This window comes from Erwinia sp. MMLR14_017, assembly GCF_033657285.1.
Taxonomy (GTDB): domain Bacteria; phylum Pseudomonadota; class Gammaproteobacteria; order Enterobacterales; family Enterobacteriaceae; genus Erwinia.
The window spans coordinates 44,552-61,572 of sequence record NZ_JAWVWP010000001.1; the positions used below are offsets into that span (position 1 = coordinate 44,552).

The window sequence follows — 17,021 nt, forward strand, 5'->3', positions numbered from 1 at the left end:
TTACTCGTGCGGTCCCGCACTTTCGATAGTCATCCGCACTTCCTGAGTGATTAAATCAGCCAGCATCTGATAGACCTTATGCGTCTGCTCAACCTGCGCATCGCCGGTATCACTGATGTAGCCTTCATCACGCAGCGTCAGCACCAGCGTTGAAAAGACCGCTTTGTCGAAGAATTCAGGCGCATTGATGCCATGCAGTACCGACAGGCGCTGAGCCATGGTCCGGCTCTCTTTTTCCAGCGTTCCGCGGTTAATCGACGGATTGGCACTGAGAATAGAGAAAGTAATGGCGTAGCGTTGCAGCGTCTCCCGCACGCCCGCAGCCAGCAGTTGTAGCGTAGGGAAACGGGCCGGACTCAGACGCAGCATCTGATCGTCCGCTGTCAACAGCCCCTGACGTGCCATCTCACTTACCAGCGAATCCAGCACCGCTGGCAGCTCTTCTTTATTCCAGTGCAGGAACAGCTCACTTTTCAGCATAGGATAGATCACGCTAATCTGGCGCAGTAGCTCGGCCCGCGTCACCTCACGGTAATGCATCAGGATCACCGCTATCAGCGACGGCATCACCAGCATGTGATGAACGTTGTTGCGGTAATAGGTCATCAGCACCGCCTGCTCGCGTGGCAGGACGATGATTTCACCAATATTATCCTGCTCAATTTCAAACTTGTTCATGCTCAGAGCGTGATCAAGCAGCGCTTCCGGCGTCATATCCGGCACGGTAGAGTCTGAAGAGTAGGGCACGTTGCGCAGCAGCTGCACATAACAGGTTAGCTGCCCGATGAGCTGCTCACGCGTCAGAGAGCGCTGGCGGGACGCCAACAGAGCCGTCACGCAAAGGTTCATCGCGTTCGCGGCCCCGGCGTTGTTAATGCTCACCATTACGCGCTGAGCAATATCATTGACCGCTGGCGTCAGCCAGGCCGGGCGCTGTGCTTCAATCGGGTCGATAGCTTCCCGCCACTCCGGCACATGCTTGTTGAGATAAGCCACCAGGGGCAAAGGCTCACCAAAGTTCACGTAGCCCTGGCCGAGATTACGCAGCTTACGCAGCCCGCGAACCATCGACATAAAGCCCTCTTTCTCTTTGGTGGCGCCGCGCAGCTCTTTTGCGTAAGTCCCTACCTCCATCACGTGCTCATAACCGATATAGATCGGCACCAGCGTGATAGGACGGTTACCACCGCGCAGCATCGCCTGAATCGTCATCGACAGCGTGCCGGTTTTCGGGTCCAGCAGGCGGCCGGTACGCGAGCGGCCGCCCTCCACAAAGTATTCAACCGAGTAGCCACGGGTAAACAGTTCACCCAGATATTCGCGGAACACGGTGGAGTAGAGCTTGTTACCTTTAAAGGTACGCCGGATAAAGAAGGCTCCCAGACGGCGGAAAATCGGGCCTGCCGGCCAGAAATTCAGGTTAATACCGGCTGCGATGTGCGGCGGCACCAGACCCTGGTGATAGAGCACATAAGAGAGCAGCAGGTAATCCATATGGCTGCGGTGGCAGGGCACATAAACGATCTCATGACCGTCCTGAGCCAGCTGACGCACGCGCTCACCGCCGTTGACGTTAATACCCTGATAGAGTCGGCTCCATGTCCAGCCCATGATGCGGTCCGTAAGGCGAATCGCTTCATAGGAGAAATCAGCGGCAATCTCTTCCATCAGCTCAATGGCATTCTGCTGGGCTTTCTCGTGGGAGATTTTCTTGCTGCGCGCTTCATCCTCTACGGCTTTGGCAATCGCTTTCGACTGCAACAGCTTGTTGAAAAGGTCCTGGCGGACGGGCAGACGGGGACCCACCGCAGCCAGACGCTGGCGGGCAAAGTGCATTCTCGCCACTCTTGCCAGCTTCTGCGCAATGCTTTTATCCGTACCGTGTTCGGTAGCCATGCGGCGAAGCGACACCATAGGCGAGAAACGCACAAAGCTGTCGCGGCCTAACCACAACACGGCAACGAATTTCTGTACACCATTCAGCACGCGCAGGTGGGGTTGATCGTCACCCTGCACTTCGCGGCCAGGTGCCCGACCAAACATCACCGAGACCGGCACCATCTGCACATCCAGTAAAGGATTGCTGCGGTGGAGATCCAGGTACTCATGGAACAGTTTCACCGATTCCACGTTTGGCACGAAATAGGGGAAAACACGCGGGCCGTCATGGATAAAGACGTGACGAGGCAGTACCGTTCCGTCGATTTCAAGGGGGTCCAGCGGATCGGGGAGATCCTGTTTGCGGCACTGTTCACGCAGCGCCAGCAGATCGGCCTTTGAATCATAGGGCAGCACATACATAATAGGGCGCGATGTGTCGAGCGACAGCTCAGTGACCGGCTCGGCAGGAATCGCTTTACTCTTTACCAGAAATTTAACCGGTAAATTCAACAGTTTATAATATAAGTTACGCCAACCTGACATAGACAACATGAAGCCTCTTGTTAGCAAAGCGCCGCAAGCATACCAGAAAGCGCCAGTGAGATCTGTGGTGTTGCAAATTGTGCGCCACCCAGACATTGACGTTAATCATCACAAAGGGTTCCCTCATTATGGCAAATAACGTCACCGGACTGACCCGCATTATAAAAGCCGCCGGCTACTCGTGGAAAGGAATACGCGCTGCCTGGCAAAACGAGGCGGCCTTCCGGCAGGAGGCGGTTGCTGCCGTTATCGCCACCCTCGTCGCCTGCTGGCTCGACGTGGATGCCATTACACGAGTGCTATTGATAGGGTCTGTGGTGCTGGTCATTATCGTAGAGATCCTCAATAGTGCGCTGGAGGCTGTGGTGGACCGTATTGGCAGTGAATTCCATCCGTTATCTGGCCGCGCGAAGGATATGGGTTCTGCTGCCGTGCTGCTGACGATATTACTCGCTATTTTTGTGTGGGTAATGCTGTTAATGGGTTAATTGCGGGATGTTTCCCGTTTTTAGCGAACCGCCGCTTTTTAAGCAGGTTTAGGTTTTCAATGCGCAAATACCTGTATATACTCACAGTCGACTGTATAAACAACCAGGGGGCGGGATGAAAGCACTAACGGCAAGGCAGCAGCAGGTTTATGACCTGATACGCGACCACATTAACCAGACCGGCATGCCACCGACGCGGGCGGAAATTGCTGCGCAACTCGGCTTCCGTTCCCCTAATGCGGCTGAAGAACACCTCAAAGCGCTGGCGCGTAAAGGCGTGATTGAAATTGTCTCTGGCGCTTCACGCGGTATCCGTCTGATGATGGAAGATGAGACAGGGTTGCCGCTGATAGGGCGCGTTGCTGCCGGGGAGCCTTTACTGGCGGAGCAGCATATTGAAGGGCACTTCAAGGTAGACCCAGGCCTGTTTAAACCAGGCGCCGATTTCCTGCTGCGCGTTAGCGGGATGTCGATGAAAGATATTGGTATTATGGATGGCGACCTGCTTGCTGTGCATAAAACTCAGGATGTCCGTAACGGCCAGGTCGTGGTCGCGCGTATTGATGATGAAGTCACGGTAAAACGCCTTAAAAAACAGGGTAATATAGTGCATTTACTCCCTGAAAACAGCGATTTCCAACCGATCGTTGTCGACCTGCGTCAGCAGACGCTGTCGATTGAAGGGCTGGCCGTGGGCGTGATCCGCAACGGTAACTGGCTCTAAAGATCTGGTCAGGACGCACCCTCTGAACGGTGCGTCATTGTTATCGTGGCACCGGTCTGGTGCGGCGATAGTGCTTATTAGCCAGTCGCACAGTGGATGATAATGCGATTATTTTCCCCCTCGGATAAACATCTCTGGCGGCTGGCGCTGCCAATGATCCTGTCAAATATCACCGTGCCCTTACTGGGGCTGGTGGATACGGCGGTCGTTGGTCATCTGGACAAACCTGCCTATCTTGGTGGCGTAGCCGTTGGCACCACGGCCACCAGTTTTCTCTTTATGCTGCTGCTGTTTTTACGCATGAGTACTACCGGCCTCACGGCACAAGCTTTTGGCGCAGGGGATAAACCTGCGCTGGCTCGTGCGCTGATGCAACCCCTTCTGATAGCAGTGGCCGCCGGCCTGCTGTTTGTTCTCATGAAATCTCCCTTAACGCATCTTGCGCTTTCCGTTGTCGGGGCCGACAAAGAGGTGCTGCATCAGGCCGCTCTGTTTATGCATATTCGCTGGCTAAGCGCGCCCGCCACGCTGGCGAATCTGGTGCTGCTTGGCTGGCTGCTGGGCGTTCAGTATGCGCGAGCGCCGGTGATCCTGCTGGTGGTGGGGAACATGGTGAATATCGCGCTGGATCTCTGGTTGGTGATTGGCCTGAAATGGGGCGTGCAGGGCGCCGCTGCCGCCACGGCCATAGCGGAATATGTCACCATGATTATCGGTTTAGTGATGGTATGGCGCGTGCTGAAGCTACGCGGTATTTCGCTGCCGGTGTTAAAAACGGCCTGGCGCGGCAACATCGGGCGGCTGTTGCGGCTCAATCGCGACATTATGCTGCGATCCCTGCTGCTGCAACTCTGCTTCGCCTCGCTGACGGTTCTGGGGGCGCGGCTGGGCGGCGAAGTTGTCGCCGTCAATGCGGTGCTGCTGATGTTCCTGACATTTACGGCCTATGCGCTGGATGGCTTTGCCTATGCCGTTGAAGCCTGCTCCGGCGAGGCCTTTGGGGCCAAAAACGCAGAGAAGTTGCTCGCCGTCTGGCGCGCCGCCTGTCGTCAGGCTGGGCTAGTGGCGCTGGCTTTTTCCCTGATTTATGGTCTTGCAGGCCCGCAGATAGTCGCCTTACTGACCTCCATTCCGGCCCTGCAACAGCAGGCCGACAGCTACCTGTTCTGGCAGATCGTGCTGCCCGTCTGCGGGGTTTGGTGCTATCTGCTTGATGGTATGTTTATCGGTGCAACGCGTGCCAGCGAAATGCGTAATGGCATGGTGATTGCGGCTGCCGGGTATGGCCTGACGCTGTTTACCGTCCCGCTGCTGGGAAACCATGGGCTCTGGCTGGCAGTGATGGTATTCCTGCTGCTACGCGGCCTGACGCTCTGGCTTATCTGGCGTCGACACTGGCAGAATAACAGCTGGTTCGTGCAGTGAAATTATTTGTTACCTTCCTCTGCCGCTTCGTTAGCCGCTGATTTAAAACAGCTTTTAAACAGGCACTTCGTGCGTCTGCTCTGATTCTGGCGGAATATTTTGCTTAACAGAGCAAGATTCTAATCTTCTACTATAATTATCTGTATGTCAGGCGATTGAGCAGCGTTTTATGTTGTTGCTCTCGGATTCGCTGACAGGATAATCCTAAAGCTGTGTAAACCTAAGGTCGAGGAGAGACAAGATGAACAAAGACGAAGCCGGCGGTAACTGGAAACAGTTGAAAGGTAAATTTAAAGAAAAGTGGGGCAAGCTGACCGATGACGACATGACCGTTGTTGAAGGTAAACGCGATCAGCTTGTTGGCAAGATTCAGGAGCGTTACGGTTATGGTAAAGATCAGGCTGAGAAAGAACTCAGTGACTGGGAAACCCATAATAACCACCGTTTCTGACAGCCAGAGAATTCTCTGACAAGAATTTAGCGTTTCAGGACGATGCTCCTACCCAGGCACATGGAATGTGCCACTTAATCTCTTCGGCAACCTGGTTTACTCTCGCCCTTCAAATCCGTAATTCAACATTCTGGCACCCTTCCCCTGCTGCAAAATCCCTGTCTGGCATCCATTTGAGTCTGGCTGCTCCGTAGCCAATTTTTCAGTGTAAGTTTGTCACTTCACAGGGTAACTATTCTGCGTTGCAGAGGGAGTCAGCGCTCTTGCTTTATGTCCGCCTTGTGGACAGCGCTCTTGATCCGGCAAATTTTTATTATTCCACATCTGACGCCCGCGCTTTTAAGCGTCAGCGCTTCTTAACGCCCGCGTTTCTTCGGGGCGGGGGTATGGTCGTGCTGGCACGCATCCTGATGGGTACAGGCTTCAACTTCAACGCAATTGTGGCATAAACCATGAGCTTCAATAACGCTATGCGCCAGGGCGAATCCGGAAGTTAGTGCCAGCGATTTCAGGATATTCTCCACGCCTTCCGCCTGCTGTTCCGCTACGGAACCACACCGATCGCAAATTAACATGGCCGATGTGTGTGAAGGTTGTTCGAAATGATGGCAAACCACATAGCTGTTAGTCGATTCCACGCGGTGGACAAACCCCTGCTCAAGCAGAAAATCCAGCGCGCGATAGATCGTAGGCGGTTTGGCCTGAGGCTCTGAGGCTCTCAGCAAGTCCAGCAGGTCATAAGCACTGATCGCACCCTGATGCTGGCTCATTAAGCGCAGCACTTCCAGGCGTTGAGGCGTCAGCCTGACATTACGTTGCTGGCAGATCGTTTCCGCCTGCGACAGGATTTTTTCAGGACTGCTTATGCTCATAACTTTCCCCTCAGGCCAGATCAGATTGTTATGTTATCACGCCCGCCGCAAAACGCCGAATTCAGGCCACACGCCTCTTTCTGTCAGGTTTTACAGCGTTAAATCATTGAACTAACACTGGATCTGATACAGATTTGCACTAAAGCTGACTTGTTAAAGGGCGTTAATGAATCAGGGGTTAATAAACTGTGCCATAGAATTTCTTTAAAACTTTACTAATGTGAATTGCAGCCTGTGCTGATAATCGCTACTTTGTAGCGGCGGTTATAGTGCATTTAAGATAAAACAAACGTTACGGACAGCTTATGAATCTGCCTGTTAACAGATAAATAAAACGGCAATAAGCCGAAAAGCTCCACCATTGTTACTTACTTCTCAGCAATGAAAAGCTGCCTCTGTGTCCATTATTCAGGCAGCAGAAAACTTCACGCTTTTAACGGCGTTTTCCTCTTTGTCTGGATGGGTCTCAAGTAAAAATGGCAAAATTAATCCGTAAGTTGAACAGCTTTTCCCGCCCTGCAGCCTTTCCCATTTTATTTTTGGCTCCCCTCAGCGCTCTGGCCGCCGGTAACTATTACGATGCGCGCAACGATGCCATGGGCGGTACAGGTGTTGCCTCTTCCACTTACGGCACTGCCGTACTGGCAAACCCGGCGTTGATGACCAAAGCGCAGCCGGACGACACGGTAAGCATTATCCTTCCGGCAGCAGGTCTGCAGGTCACGGATAAAAACAAGCTGATTGATAAGGTTGATGACCTGACCGACAGCGTTGACCGTTATCAGGATCTGGCGGGTAGCCTTACCAGCTTTGCCGATTATCCAAAAGTTCAGGCAGCGGCGGGCGATTTAGCCAGCCAGCTACGCGGCCTCAAAGGCAATCGGGCATCGGGCACGGCAGGCGCAGCCCTTGCGGTCACTGTTCCTAATGAAGTTCTGCCGTTTGCCTTTGTAACTAAAGCCTATGGAACCGCAAGCGTGAGAACGGACGTTACGCAAAGCGACATCGACTATTTGCAGGGTGTAGCTGATGGCCCCGTTTTCCCATTGCCTGGCGATCAGGACAAGTTGACCTCTGCCGGAATAGGGCGCGGCGCGATTGTCTATGATTACGGCATTGCCGTAGCGCATGAGTTTACTGTTGCCGGGCATCCGGTTTCTGTAGGCGTGACCCCTAAGCTGCAAAAAACCTATCTCTATAACTACAGCGCCTCGGTTTATAACTACGACAAATCAGATTTCAAAAAGGGCCGCTATAAAAACGACGATACCGGCTTCAACATTGATGCGGGCGTGGCAACGGACGTAGGAGATAACTGGACGCTGGGCCTGAGCGCGCAGAACCTGATTTCCCGCGATCTGGATACCAAAGAGGTTAACGGCTACAAGGATACTTACCAGATCAGCCCCATCGTTACGCCTGGCGTCGCTTTCCATACCGAACGCCTTACCGCCGCGCTGGATGTGGACGTAACGCCAACCAAGCGTTTTAAAACGCAGGGAGAGAGCCAGTATGCCGGTGTGGGTGCCGAATACCGTCTGCTGAGCTGGTTGCAGCTGCGCGCCGGTTATCGTGCGGATATGAAGTCTAACGATACCAACGTTTATACCGCCGGTTTCGGTCTGTCACCCTTTAACAAGGTGCATCTGGATTTGGCCGGCATGAAAGGGGATGACAACACCTGGGGCGCGGTTGCTCAGCTGAACTTCACCTTCTGAGTCTTCTCTCAGACAAGGGCGCATTCTGAATGCGCCCTTTTTTCGTTATGGCCCTCTCGTAGCCCGGCGGGTAATGCTTGCCGCCGCCGGGCATGTTATCATTGTGCACATTATCGTCATTTGTTAATCACACCGAGTTTGCGCGCTTTATGACCCCAATTTATCCTGCACACCGTTTTTCCGTCGCCCCTATGCTTGACTGGACCGATCGTCACTGTCGTTATTTCCTGCGTCAGCTGACGCAGCATTCGCTGCTCTACACCGAGATGGTGACCACCGGCGCTATTATTCATGGCAAAGGCGATTACCTGGCCTGGAATCAGCTGGAGCAACCTGTGGCCCTGCAGCTTGGCGGTTTTGATGCTGCTGCGCTGGCAGAGTGTGCCGCTCAGGCAGAAGCGCGCGGCTATAACGAAATAAATCTTAATGTGGGCTGCCCTTCAGACCGCGTACAGAACGGGCGTTTCGGTGCCTGTCTGATGGCGGAACCCGCACTGGTGGCTGATGGGATCAAAGCGATGCGCGACAGGGTTTCTGTGCCGGTGACGGTGAAAACCCGCATTGGTATCGATGATCAGGAGAGTTACGAGTTCCTGTGTGACTTCGTTCGCCAGGTGTCAGAGCAGGGCGGCTGCGAGACCTTTATCATCCATGCGCGCAAAGCCTGGCTTTCCGGTCTCAGCCCGAAAGAGAACCGCGAAATCCCGCCGCTGGATTACCAACGTGTGTATCAGCTGAAGCGCGATTTCCCGCATCTGACCATCTCAATTAACGGCGGCGTAAAATCGCTGGAAGAAGCCAAAGTGCATTTACAGCACGTTGATGGCGTGATGATGGGGCGCGAAGCCTATCAGAACCCTGGCCTGCTGGCGCAGGTTGACCGCGAACTGTTTGGCAGTACGGCGCCGGATGTCGATCCTGTCGCCGTGGTTCGCGCCATGTACCCCTATATTGAGGCGGAGCTGGCAAAAGGAACCTACCTGGGCCACATCACCCGCCATATGCTCGGCCTGTTCCAGGGCATTCCCGGCGCCCGTCAGTGGCGTCGGCATCTCAGCGAAAATGCGCACAAGCCTGGCGCTAATATCGAGACAGTAGAGCAGGCGCTGGCGCTGGTTGCGGATAAAATCACTGCCACCGTTTAACCTTCCCACAGACCTCTGCCCCGCGTTGCTAAACCGGCAACGCGGTGTAGCCGGAATGCGCGTTTAAAGCCCCCGTGGAGAATGCTAGGCTGAAAGCTGAATATCCGCATGGCGAGGCGCTACACGCAATGAGCATTCTGAATCCCCAGGGTTTAAAAGCCCGCAGCTACTACAATCACATCAAAATCCGGCCAGGCACCCCTGTTTTCCCCACCGGCCAGGTGGCCTGGGATGAGCAGGGCGACGTGGTAGGCATTGGCGACATGAAACAGCAGGTTGAGCAAGTCTACGATAATATCGACAGGCTGCTGGCGGGGCTTGGCGTAAGCCGGGACACAATTGTGAAAACTACAACCTATGTGACTGATCTGGATCTGGTGGCGGAAATACATCCGGTGCGGGAGCGGTTTTTTGCCGGGCTGGAGCTGCCAGCGAGCACGCTTTTCCAGATTTCGGCGCTGGCCGAACCGGAATTAATGCTGGAGATTGAAGTCGTGATTATGATGCCGCTGTAAAGCGGCATTTTTTATGCTCTGTTGCCCGTCACTTACGCAAAAGAGCAGGCATCTTCCAGCGACAGCCTTGGCAGGCGGCCAAACAGCTTGTCTGCATCGCCATAACCCAGGTTGATCAATAAATTGGCGGTCAGCGTGGTGCCCTGGAAAAAAGCGGCGTCCAGTTTCGCACGATCGAAGCCGGACATCGGGCCGGTATCCAGCCCCATGCTGCGCGCAGCCATAATCAGATACGCCGCCTGCATGGAGCTGTTACGCAACGCTGTCTCCTCGGCAAATGCCGGGCTGGAAGTGAACCAGCTTCTGGCATCGCCATGCGGAAACAGTGTCGGGAGTAGCTCATAAAAGGCTTTGTCATACGCCACAATCACCGTAACCGGGGCGGTCATGGTCTTTTGCAGGTTGCCGGAAGAGAGCGTTGGCTTCAGCTTTTCTTTACCTGCCTGCGTGCGCACAAACACGAAACGGGCCGGGCTGCAGTTGGCGGAAGTCGGCCCCATACGCGTCAGCGCGTACAGGGTGGCAAGCTGCTCGTCAGTGACTGCTCTGTCCTGCCAGCCATTGTGGGAGCGTGCTTCAAGAAACAGAGCGTTCATTGCATCATCAGAAAGCATCAGAACTCCTTTTGGGGGATAAGCTAGATTTTTTCAGCCGTCAGCTCGCTGAGCTCATGGAACTGACGATCCATATAAAGTAACGGTGCTGCACCGACGCTGGGGTGCAACACGCTGGTCACTTCGCCAAGGAAAATACCGTGGCTGTGCCAGTCGACCACTTTCGCCAGCCGGCATTCGAAAGAGACCATGGCCTCCGCACAAACTGGCGTGCCGTGGCGGGATATCCTCCATTCCCCGCTCTGAAAGCGCTCTGCGCGGCGGTCTGAACGGCTGAAAATGTCTACCAACGGCAGAGCTTCGGTGGTCAGGACATTAACGCAGAAGCGACCTGTTTCCTGGATCATCTCAAACATTGAGGCGCTGCGGTTAACGCACACCAGCAGTGTTGGCGGCTCTGCACTGACCGAGGTCACGGCGGTGGCAATCATGCCGCCCAGTTCCTCGCCCCGGCTGGCGGTGATCAAACAAACGCTTGCCGGAAGCAGGCGCATACCGCCACGGTAGGCTTCTGCAATCTTCGCCACGTCTTCGGCTAACGCGGTCAGCGATCTGTCTTTAGTGTTACTGGATTCTGTCATGAACGGACCTGTAAAAGTAGTGGCCAGGGGTTGGCCCTGTAAATATTCACTGCATTACCAGCGGGTTACGCGGCCTTCAATCGGGTGATGCGGGTCAACCGGGCCAAGGCTGGTGCCTTTGCCGGGCGAAACCAACTGGTCGCAAAAGGCTTCATCTTCTGCTGTCCACGGGCAGTCCAGCGCCGCCATGCCGTCCTGCCACTGGTCGAAAGTACGCGGCCCGAGCAGCGTGCTGGTGACCAGACTGTTACGCATCACCCACATCTGCGCCAGATGCGCCGTTTTACGTCCGGTGCTTTCAGCATAGGCTGCCAACTCGCTGGCGGCTTGCAGTGACTCCGGACGCCATTCCGCTTCCAGCATGCGCGGGTCAGCGCGTCCGGCGCGGCTGTTGCTGTCCGGTGCCACATCCGGGCGATACTTGCCAGTGAGAATACCGCGTGCCAGCGGACTGTAACAGACGGTGCCGGTGCCAAAATAAGCCGCAGAAGGCAGGATTTCGACTTCGACCTCACGGTTGACCAGGTTATACAGCGGCTGCGTCGCTACCGGGCCGGTGATACCGGCTTCGCGGGCCAGACGCACCGTTTCCGCCAGACGCCAGGCTTTGAAATTCGACACGGCGAAATAGCCAATTTTACCTTCACGGATGAGATCGGCAAAGGCGAGCACCATCTCTTCCAGCGGCGCTGCGAAATCAGCTTTGTGCATATACAGAATATCGATGTAATCGGTGCCCAGACGCGTCAACGAGCCGTGAACCGCTTCCCGAATCCATTTGCGGGACATCCCGCTCTGGTTCGGTGCCTCGCCCATCGGGTTGCCTACTTTGGTCGCCAGCACCCAGCGGTCGCGTTCGGCGGCGATGGCCCGGCCGACAACGCGTTCCGATTCGCCTTTATTGTACATATCTGCGGTATCAATGAAATTGACCCCACTATCACGCGCCGCAGCGGTAATGCTGCGTGACGTAGCCTCGTCGGTGGCTCCGCCGAACATCATGGTGCCCAGGCAAATTTCGGACACCTTAAGCCCACTGCGCCCCAGATAACGGTATTGCATGACTTCACCCTCTGATTGCTACTCAGGAGCAGACGAAGCGCCTGCTCTTTGTGTTACCTGGCTTTTCAGGCTGGAATAATGGCCGTGGCCGCGATTTCGACCAGAAACTCCGGGCGCACCATTTCCAGCTTTACGCAGAAGCGCGCGGGCAGGATCTGCGGGAAGTAGCTGACGTAGATCTCATTGAACTTATGGTAGTCGTCCAGATTGCGCAGGAAAATCTGGTTCATCACCACATGATCCATGCTGCTGCCAGCGGCCTCCAGCACTACTTTGATGCTGTCCAGCACGCGGCGCGTCTGTACTTCGATGTCGCCAACGCCGACGATGCTGCCATCCACCGGATCGGTGGACAGCATGCCGGCGACAGAGACGTGGTTACCCGCTTTCACACCCCAGTTAAGGTGATTAAGGCCGGTAGCCGTTTTGCCGATGATCCACCCTTCGGGATTGATTGCCTGGTTCATACGCTTCTCCTGAATGGGGCCGCAGCCCCGGTTTTAGAATCACTACCGCCCTGAACCACGAAGGAAAGGACGGCCTAAATCTCCCGGTGCTGCACCAGCCCGACCCATCATCACCCACGCTACCAGCGCGACGACAAAGGGCATCGCCATCAGCAGGGACGGGGCGATATCAATGCCCAGATACTGTCCCTGGAACTGCAGCGCTTCGAGCAGCCCCAGCAACACAGCCACTATCATCACCCGCAGCGGTTTCCAGCGTGCAAAAATGGTTACGGCAATCGCCAGGTAGCCTCTTCCCGCCGTCATGTTGTCTACGAAGGTGCCGCCGGAGGCGATGATGCACAGATAAGCGCCGCCCAGCCCTGCCATCACCCCAGTGAACAGGGTGGCGCTGAAGCGTAAGCGCAGCACGGCGTGGCCCGCAGCATCCGCGGCTAAGGCGTTTTCGCCCACCGCACGTAACAGCAGTCCCGCACGGGTAAAGCGAAACAGGCACCACAACGCCACAGTAATGATCACCGCCAGATAGAACACCGGGCTTTGCGAAAACAGTGCTCGCCCGGCGATGGGAATATCTGACAGCCACGGCAGCTTCATCATCGATACGGAGCGCATCGACCCGGCGGCAGGTGCGCCAGCCAGCCACACCTGACGAATCAGCGAAGTGACTCCGATAGCGAACAGATTGAAACCAATACCCATCACAATTTGGTTAGCGCGGGCGAAAACGGTGCCCAACGCCAGCACCGTTGCGGCCAGTACGCCGCCAAGCACACCGGCAAGCAGTGCCAGTACAGGAGATCCGGTTGCCGCCAGCCCCAGCGCGGAAGAAGACGCGCCAAACAGCATCAACCCTTCCAGCCCGATGGTGAAAACCCCGGCCCGTTCTGAAACCGCTTCGCCCAGCGCGGCCAGCAGCACCGGCACGCACAGCCTCAGGCCACCGGCAAAAAACAGTGCCAGCGTTACAGTGTTGAATTCCATACAGGTCTCCCCTTAACCAACATCACGCCGCTCATCACTGCCAGGAACAAAATCGGCATCCCGCCAAGCACATCCGCTAATGCAGCAGGAATAGAAAAAGTGCTTTGCAGCGCCAGCGCCGCACTGTTGATCGCGCCGAAGTAGAGCGAAACGATCACCGCGCCAAAGGGCTCCAGACCTGCCAGGAAGGAAACGGCAAGCCCTTCAAAGCCCAGCCCGGATGAGAAGCCGTCAATCAGGCGGTACTGCACGCCGAGCACTTCAAAAGCACCGGCAAGCCCGCTGATCGCTCCCGACAGCGCCATGCTGGCAATGACATTTTTGGCGGCAGACTGTCCCTGGAACTGCACGAAACGCGGGCTTTGGCCGCTGGCGCGAAGCTTGAGTCCGAACGCGCTGTGTTTCAGCATGACCCAGACGGCCACCGCAATCAGCAGCGCGAGGAACACGCCGGAGTGCAGTCGCGTTCCCTCTATCACCTGCTGGAACACGCCATCAGACGGCAGCTGGGCAGACATATTGAAGTTGGAGCCTGCCGGGCGCATCGGCCCCTGTACCAGATACTTCAGGAAGTAGATGGCGATAAAATTCATCATCAGCGTCACGATGATTTCGTCGATGCCGCGCCACACTTTCAGCACGGCAGGGATCAGCCCCCACAGCGCGCCGCAAAGTGCGCCGCTGATGATGGACAGCGGCAAGAGGGCCGGGCCAATGTCGCCGAAAGCCAGGAAAGGCAACATGGCGCTAATCGCGCCCATTTGCAGCTGACCTTCGCCGCCAAGGTTAAACATGCCGCCCCGGATAGCAATCAGCGCACCCAGCGCCACCAGCAGGCGCGGCGTCATAAATACCAGCGTGTCGGACAAGCTGCGGATGTTGCCAAACGCGCCTTCAAAAGCGACGCGCAGGGCTGAAAGCAGAGGGACGCCCATTGCAGCGATCAGAGCCAGCCCGAGGATCAGCGAGCCGACAAAGGCGCTCAACGTGACCCATAACGAACGGGAACCGCTTAATTTGACCAGTACCCGGCGCAGCGAAACACCGGTATCAGCCAGAGATTTTAACGATTCAGACATGTTCTGCTCCTGCCGCCGTCGACTGCACGCCGCGACCAGAGGTCATCAGCGTGCCAATTTTTTCGAAGGACATATCATCCCCCGTCACTTCCCCGGTGATCCTGCCGCCGTTCATCACCACGATGCGGTCGGACACGCGGAGTAATTCTTCGATGTTTGAGGAGATGATGATCACGCTGGTTCCGCTATCTGCCGCATCGGCCAGGCGGGTTAATACCGCTTCTGCCGCCGCCATATCCAGACCGCGCGTGGGCTGGTAAACCACGATAATAGATGCGGATTCCGCCATGGCTCTCGCCACCACGATTTTTTGCTGATTACCGCCCGATAAAGAGCGGGCCAGGCTGCCATGCGAGTGCGTGCGGATATCCGATTCGCTGATCATCTCCCTGGCGCGCTCTGCGATGGCAGCATGGTTTAACAGCCCAAGACGGCGGTATCCGCCCTGCATAATTTTGGGGTAAAGCAGATTGTGAGAAACCGGGAGATCCAGCGACAGGCCTTCGTGATGACGGTCCTGCGGCACCAGCGCGACCGTGACGTCCGGCCCGCTGCGTGTGATAGCGCCGCTGTCCGGTTGGCGTTGGCCTGCAAGCAGTTCAAAAAGCTCGGTTTGCCCGTTGCCTTCCACGCCGGCGACGCCAATTACTTCACGTTCACACAGCATCAGGCTGACTGCGTGCAGTCCCGGCGACCCGCTCGATGGACGCAGATTCACCGCATTGAGCCGCATCTGTTTCTCACCAGCCAGTCGCTGTCTGCCCAGCCGTGTTCCGCTGGCGACAACACGCCCGACAATTTTTTCCACCAGCTCATCAGGCGTACAGCCTTCAGTCAGCCCGGTGCCATTGGTTTTTCCCCGTCGCAGAATGGTGTAGCGGTCAGCGTTGGCGAGCACTTCATCGACATTGTGGGTGACTACCGCCACCGCAGTGCCTTTTTCACAGATCCTGCGGACCGTGGCATATAACCCTTGGATCTCGCTCGGCGTCAGAATGGTCGACGGTTCATCCAGCAGCAGAACTTTGGTGTCATTCACCAGCGCCTTGAGGATTTCCACACGCTGCTGTAAGGCCAGCGGCAGCATCCCCACGATGGCATCTGGATCAAGCTCCACGCCATAACCCTGCATAAATGACCGGATATCGGCATTGCGACGGAAGATTTTCTTGCGTTCTCCTCTGGCGACCAGCGCCAGGTTCTCCGCCACTGTGAAGGGCGCGACCAGTTTGAAGTGCTGGTGCACCATGCCAATGCCGTTAGCGATAGCATCGGCTGGCCGGCGGTGGACCACCTGCCGGCCATTCATCAGCACGCCACCTTCGGTGGGTTCGTGCACGCCGTAGAGAATATTCATCAATGTCGATTTCCCCGCACCGTTCTCGCCCAGCAGCGCGTGGATCTCGCCCGGATAAAAGGACAGGCACACTCTTTCAAGCGCGACAAATCCGTTGGGGTAGCGCTTTGAAACGTGATCAAGCTCGATAACGGGGCTGGACATGCTGTTATTCCTCAATCTTGATTTTGCCGGCCTTGAGTTCATCCACCACTTTGAACACCTTGTCCTGCACACCTTTGTCTACATGGGCAAAGGGTCTGGAGAGCGTCCAGCCGCTGGTGGATAAGTTCTCGGTCACGATGCGGTTACCCAACTGGTGGTCTACAAAGTGTTTGCCGATGTCCGCATAGGACTTATCAAAGTTCATCACCGTGGAGGTCATAATGGAGTTGGGGAAGGATTTGGCTTGATCGGTATAAGAACCAATCGTCAGTACACCCTCTTCATCCGCCGCCTGCTGGATGCCCGCATCGGCGGTATCAGCTGCTGGAATAACGAAGTCCGCACCGCGGGCGATAGCGCCGGTTGCAATCTCTTTGGCACGGGCAACGTCGGTAAACGAGCCGACATAGGCAGAATCCACTACCACTTTCGGGTTCACGTAAGCCGCGCCTTTTTTGATGAACTGCACAGTACGCTCAGCAGACGGGATGGGTTCGCCGCTGATCACCGCGATATGACCTGTTTTACTGGCCGCTGCCGCCAGCACGCCCAGTACAAAGCCGTACTCATCCCAGTCAACCGACCAGGCCGAGTAGTTTGGCAGGTTGTTGGTGGAGCCCTCATACGAATAGAGGACAAACTGCGTGTTGGGGAAAGAAGGTGCTACCTCTTTGATTGCCGCCGAATAGCCGGAGGAGTGAGCAATAATCAGTTTTACGCCATCGGATGCCAGCTGGCGCAACACCGAAGGGGCGGACTCATAGGTGGTATGCTCCAGATAGCTGGAGGAGAATCCCTCTTTTGTGGCCATCGATTTGAAGGCGGAAAAGCCCGCCATATCCCATGAACCCTGAGTTACGGTCTGGGTAAATAACGCAGCCACGCGAGGTTTGCTGTCATCTGCATGAGCAACGGAGGCGCAAGCCATCGCCGCGGAAACAGCAAAAGCTAACATTTTTTTCATTTTCATC

General features: G+C 55.8%; 17 protein-coding genes. 7 read left to right on the top strand and 10 right to left on the bottom strand.

The features are described 5' to 3' along the window. Positions 1-2,424 (bottom strand): glycerol-3-phosphate 1-O-acyltransferase PlsB, encoded by a 2,424-nt coding sequence (plsB, locus tag SD961_RS00205; protein ID WP_318788912.1) that lies wholly within the window; start codon positions 2,422-2,424, stop codon positions 1-3. Between the two features lie 128 nt (positions 2,425-2,552). Here plsB and SD961_RS00210 point away from each other — a divergent pair, with 128 nt between their 5' ends. The 4 genes from SD961_RS00210 to SD961_RS00225 all read left to right on the top strand — a co-directional run bounded on the left by SD961_RS00210 (position 2,553) and on the right by SD961_RS00225 (position 5,512). Then, entirely contained in the window at positions 2,553-2,912 is a 360-nt protein-coding gene (locus tag SD961_RS00210; RefSeq protein ID WP_318788415.1) for a diacylglycerol kinase, read from the top strand. A 115-nt stretch (positions 2,913-3,027) separates the two neighbouring features. Beyond that, positions 3,028-3,636, top strand: a complete 609-nt coding sequence (lexA, locus tag SD961_RS00215) for a transcriptional repressor LexA (RefSeq protein ID WP_306208672.1) — start codon at positions 3,028-3,030, stop codon at positions 3,634-3,636. Positions 3,637-3,738: 102 nt separating this feature from the next. After that, positions 3,739-5,061, top strand: coding sequence for an MATE family efflux transporter DinF (gene dinF, locus SD961_RS00220; RefSeq protein WP_318788416.1), 1,323 nt, complete (start codon positions 3,739-3,741; stop codon positions 5,059-5,061). Between the two features lie 241 nt (positions 5,062-5,302). Continuing rightward, positions 5,303-5,512: a CsbD family protein gene (locus SD961_RS00225; protein ID WP_318788417.1), complete on the top strand. Its 210-nt coding sequence runs from the start codon at positions 5,303-5,305 to the stop codon at positions 5,510-5,512. Positions 5,513-5,868: 356 nt separating this feature from the next. Here SD961_RS00225 and zur read toward each other — a convergent pair whose 3' ends face one another. Continuing rightward, complete coding sequence (gene zur / locus SD961_RS00230) at positions 5,869-6,384, bottom strand: zinc uptake transcriptional repressor Zur (RefSeq protein ID WP_318788418.1); 516 nt, start codon at positions 6,382-6,384, stop codon at positions 5,869-5,871. 476 nt (positions 6,385-6,860) lie between these two features. On the opposite strand from zur, the gene SD961_RS00235 reads away from it, so the two are divergent. From SD961_RS00235 to SD961_RS00245, 3 genes are all read left to right on the top strand, one after another. Next, positions 6,861-8,102 (top strand): conjugal transfer protein TraF, encoded by a 1,242-nt coding sequence (locus tag SD961_RS00235; protein ID WP_318788419.1) that lies wholly within the window; start codon positions 6,861-6,863, stop codon positions 8,100-8,102. 149 nt (positions 8,103-8,251) lie between these two features. Further along, positions 8,252-9,247: a tRNA dihydrouridine(20/20a) synthase DusA gene (gene dusA, locus SD961_RS00240; RefSeq protein ID WP_318788420.1), complete on the top strand. Its 996-nt coding sequence runs from the start codon at positions 8,252-8,254 to the stop codon at positions 9,245-9,247. A 128-nt stretch (positions 9,248-9,375) separates the two neighbouring features. Further along, entirely contained in the window at positions 9,376-9,762 is a 387-nt protein-coding gene (locus SD961_RS00245; RefSeq protein ID WP_318788421.1) for a RidA family protein, read from the top strand. Positions 9,763-9,794: 32 nt separating this feature from the next. Here SD961_RS00245 and SD961_RS00250 read toward each other — a convergent pair whose 3' ends face one another. The 8 genes from SD961_RS00250 to SD961_RS00285 form a co-directional block, all read right to left on the bottom strand. Beyond that, the gene (locus SD961_RS00250) at positions 9,795-10,376 is read right to left on the bottom strand and encodes a malonic semialdehyde reductase (RefSeq protein ID WP_318788422.1); all 582 of its coding nucleotides are present in this window, start codon (positions 10,374-10,376) and stop codon (positions 9,795-9,797) included. A gap of 23 nt (positions 10,377-10,399) precedes the next feature. Beyond that, a complete protein-coding gene (locus tag SD961_RS00255; RefSeq protein WP_318788423.1) occupies positions 10,400-10,957 on the bottom strand; it encodes a flavin reductase family protein in 558 nt (185 codons plus the stop codon). Positions 10,958-11,011: 54 nt separating this feature from the next. Next, the gene (locus SD961_RS00260) at positions 11,012-12,019 is read right to left on the bottom strand and encodes an aldo/keto reductase (protein ID WP_318788424.1); all 1,008 of its coding nucleotides are present in this window, start codon (positions 12,017-12,019) and stop codon (positions 11,012-11,014) included. 65 nt (positions 12,020-12,084) lie between these two features. After that, entirely contained in the window at positions 12,085-12,486 is a 402-nt protein-coding gene (locus SD961_RS00265) for a RidA family protein (protein ID WP_318788425.1), read from the bottom strand. A gap of 42 nt (positions 12,487-12,528) precedes the next feature. Further along, positions 12,529-13,470 carry an ABC transporter permease gene (locus tag SD961_RS00270; protein WP_318788426.1) on the bottom strand — a complete coding sequence of 314 codons (942 nt, stop codon included), beginning with the start codon at positions 13,468-13,470 and terminating at the stop codon, positions 12,529-12,531. Beyond that, entirely contained in the window at positions 13,452-14,549 is a 1,098-nt protein-coding gene (locus SD961_RS00275) for an ABC transporter permease (protein WP_318788427.1), read from the bottom strand. The genes SD961_RS00270 and SD961_RS00275 overlap by 19 nt, the downstream gene beginning before the upstream one ends. Then, positions 14,542-16,050, bottom strand: coding sequence for an ABC transporter ATP-binding protein (locus SD961_RS00280; protein ID WP_318788428.1), 1,509 nt, complete (start codon positions 16,048-16,050; stop codon positions 14,542-14,544). The genes SD961_RS00275 and SD961_RS00280 overlap by 8 nt, the downstream gene beginning before the upstream one ends. A gap of 4 nt (positions 16,051-16,054) precedes the next feature. Next, a complete protein-coding gene (locus SD961_RS00285) occupies positions 16,055-17,020 on the bottom strand; it encodes a BMP family protein (RefSeq protein WP_318788429.1) in 966 nt (321 codons plus the stop codon). Between the last annotated feature and the right edge of the window lies 1 nt (position 17,021).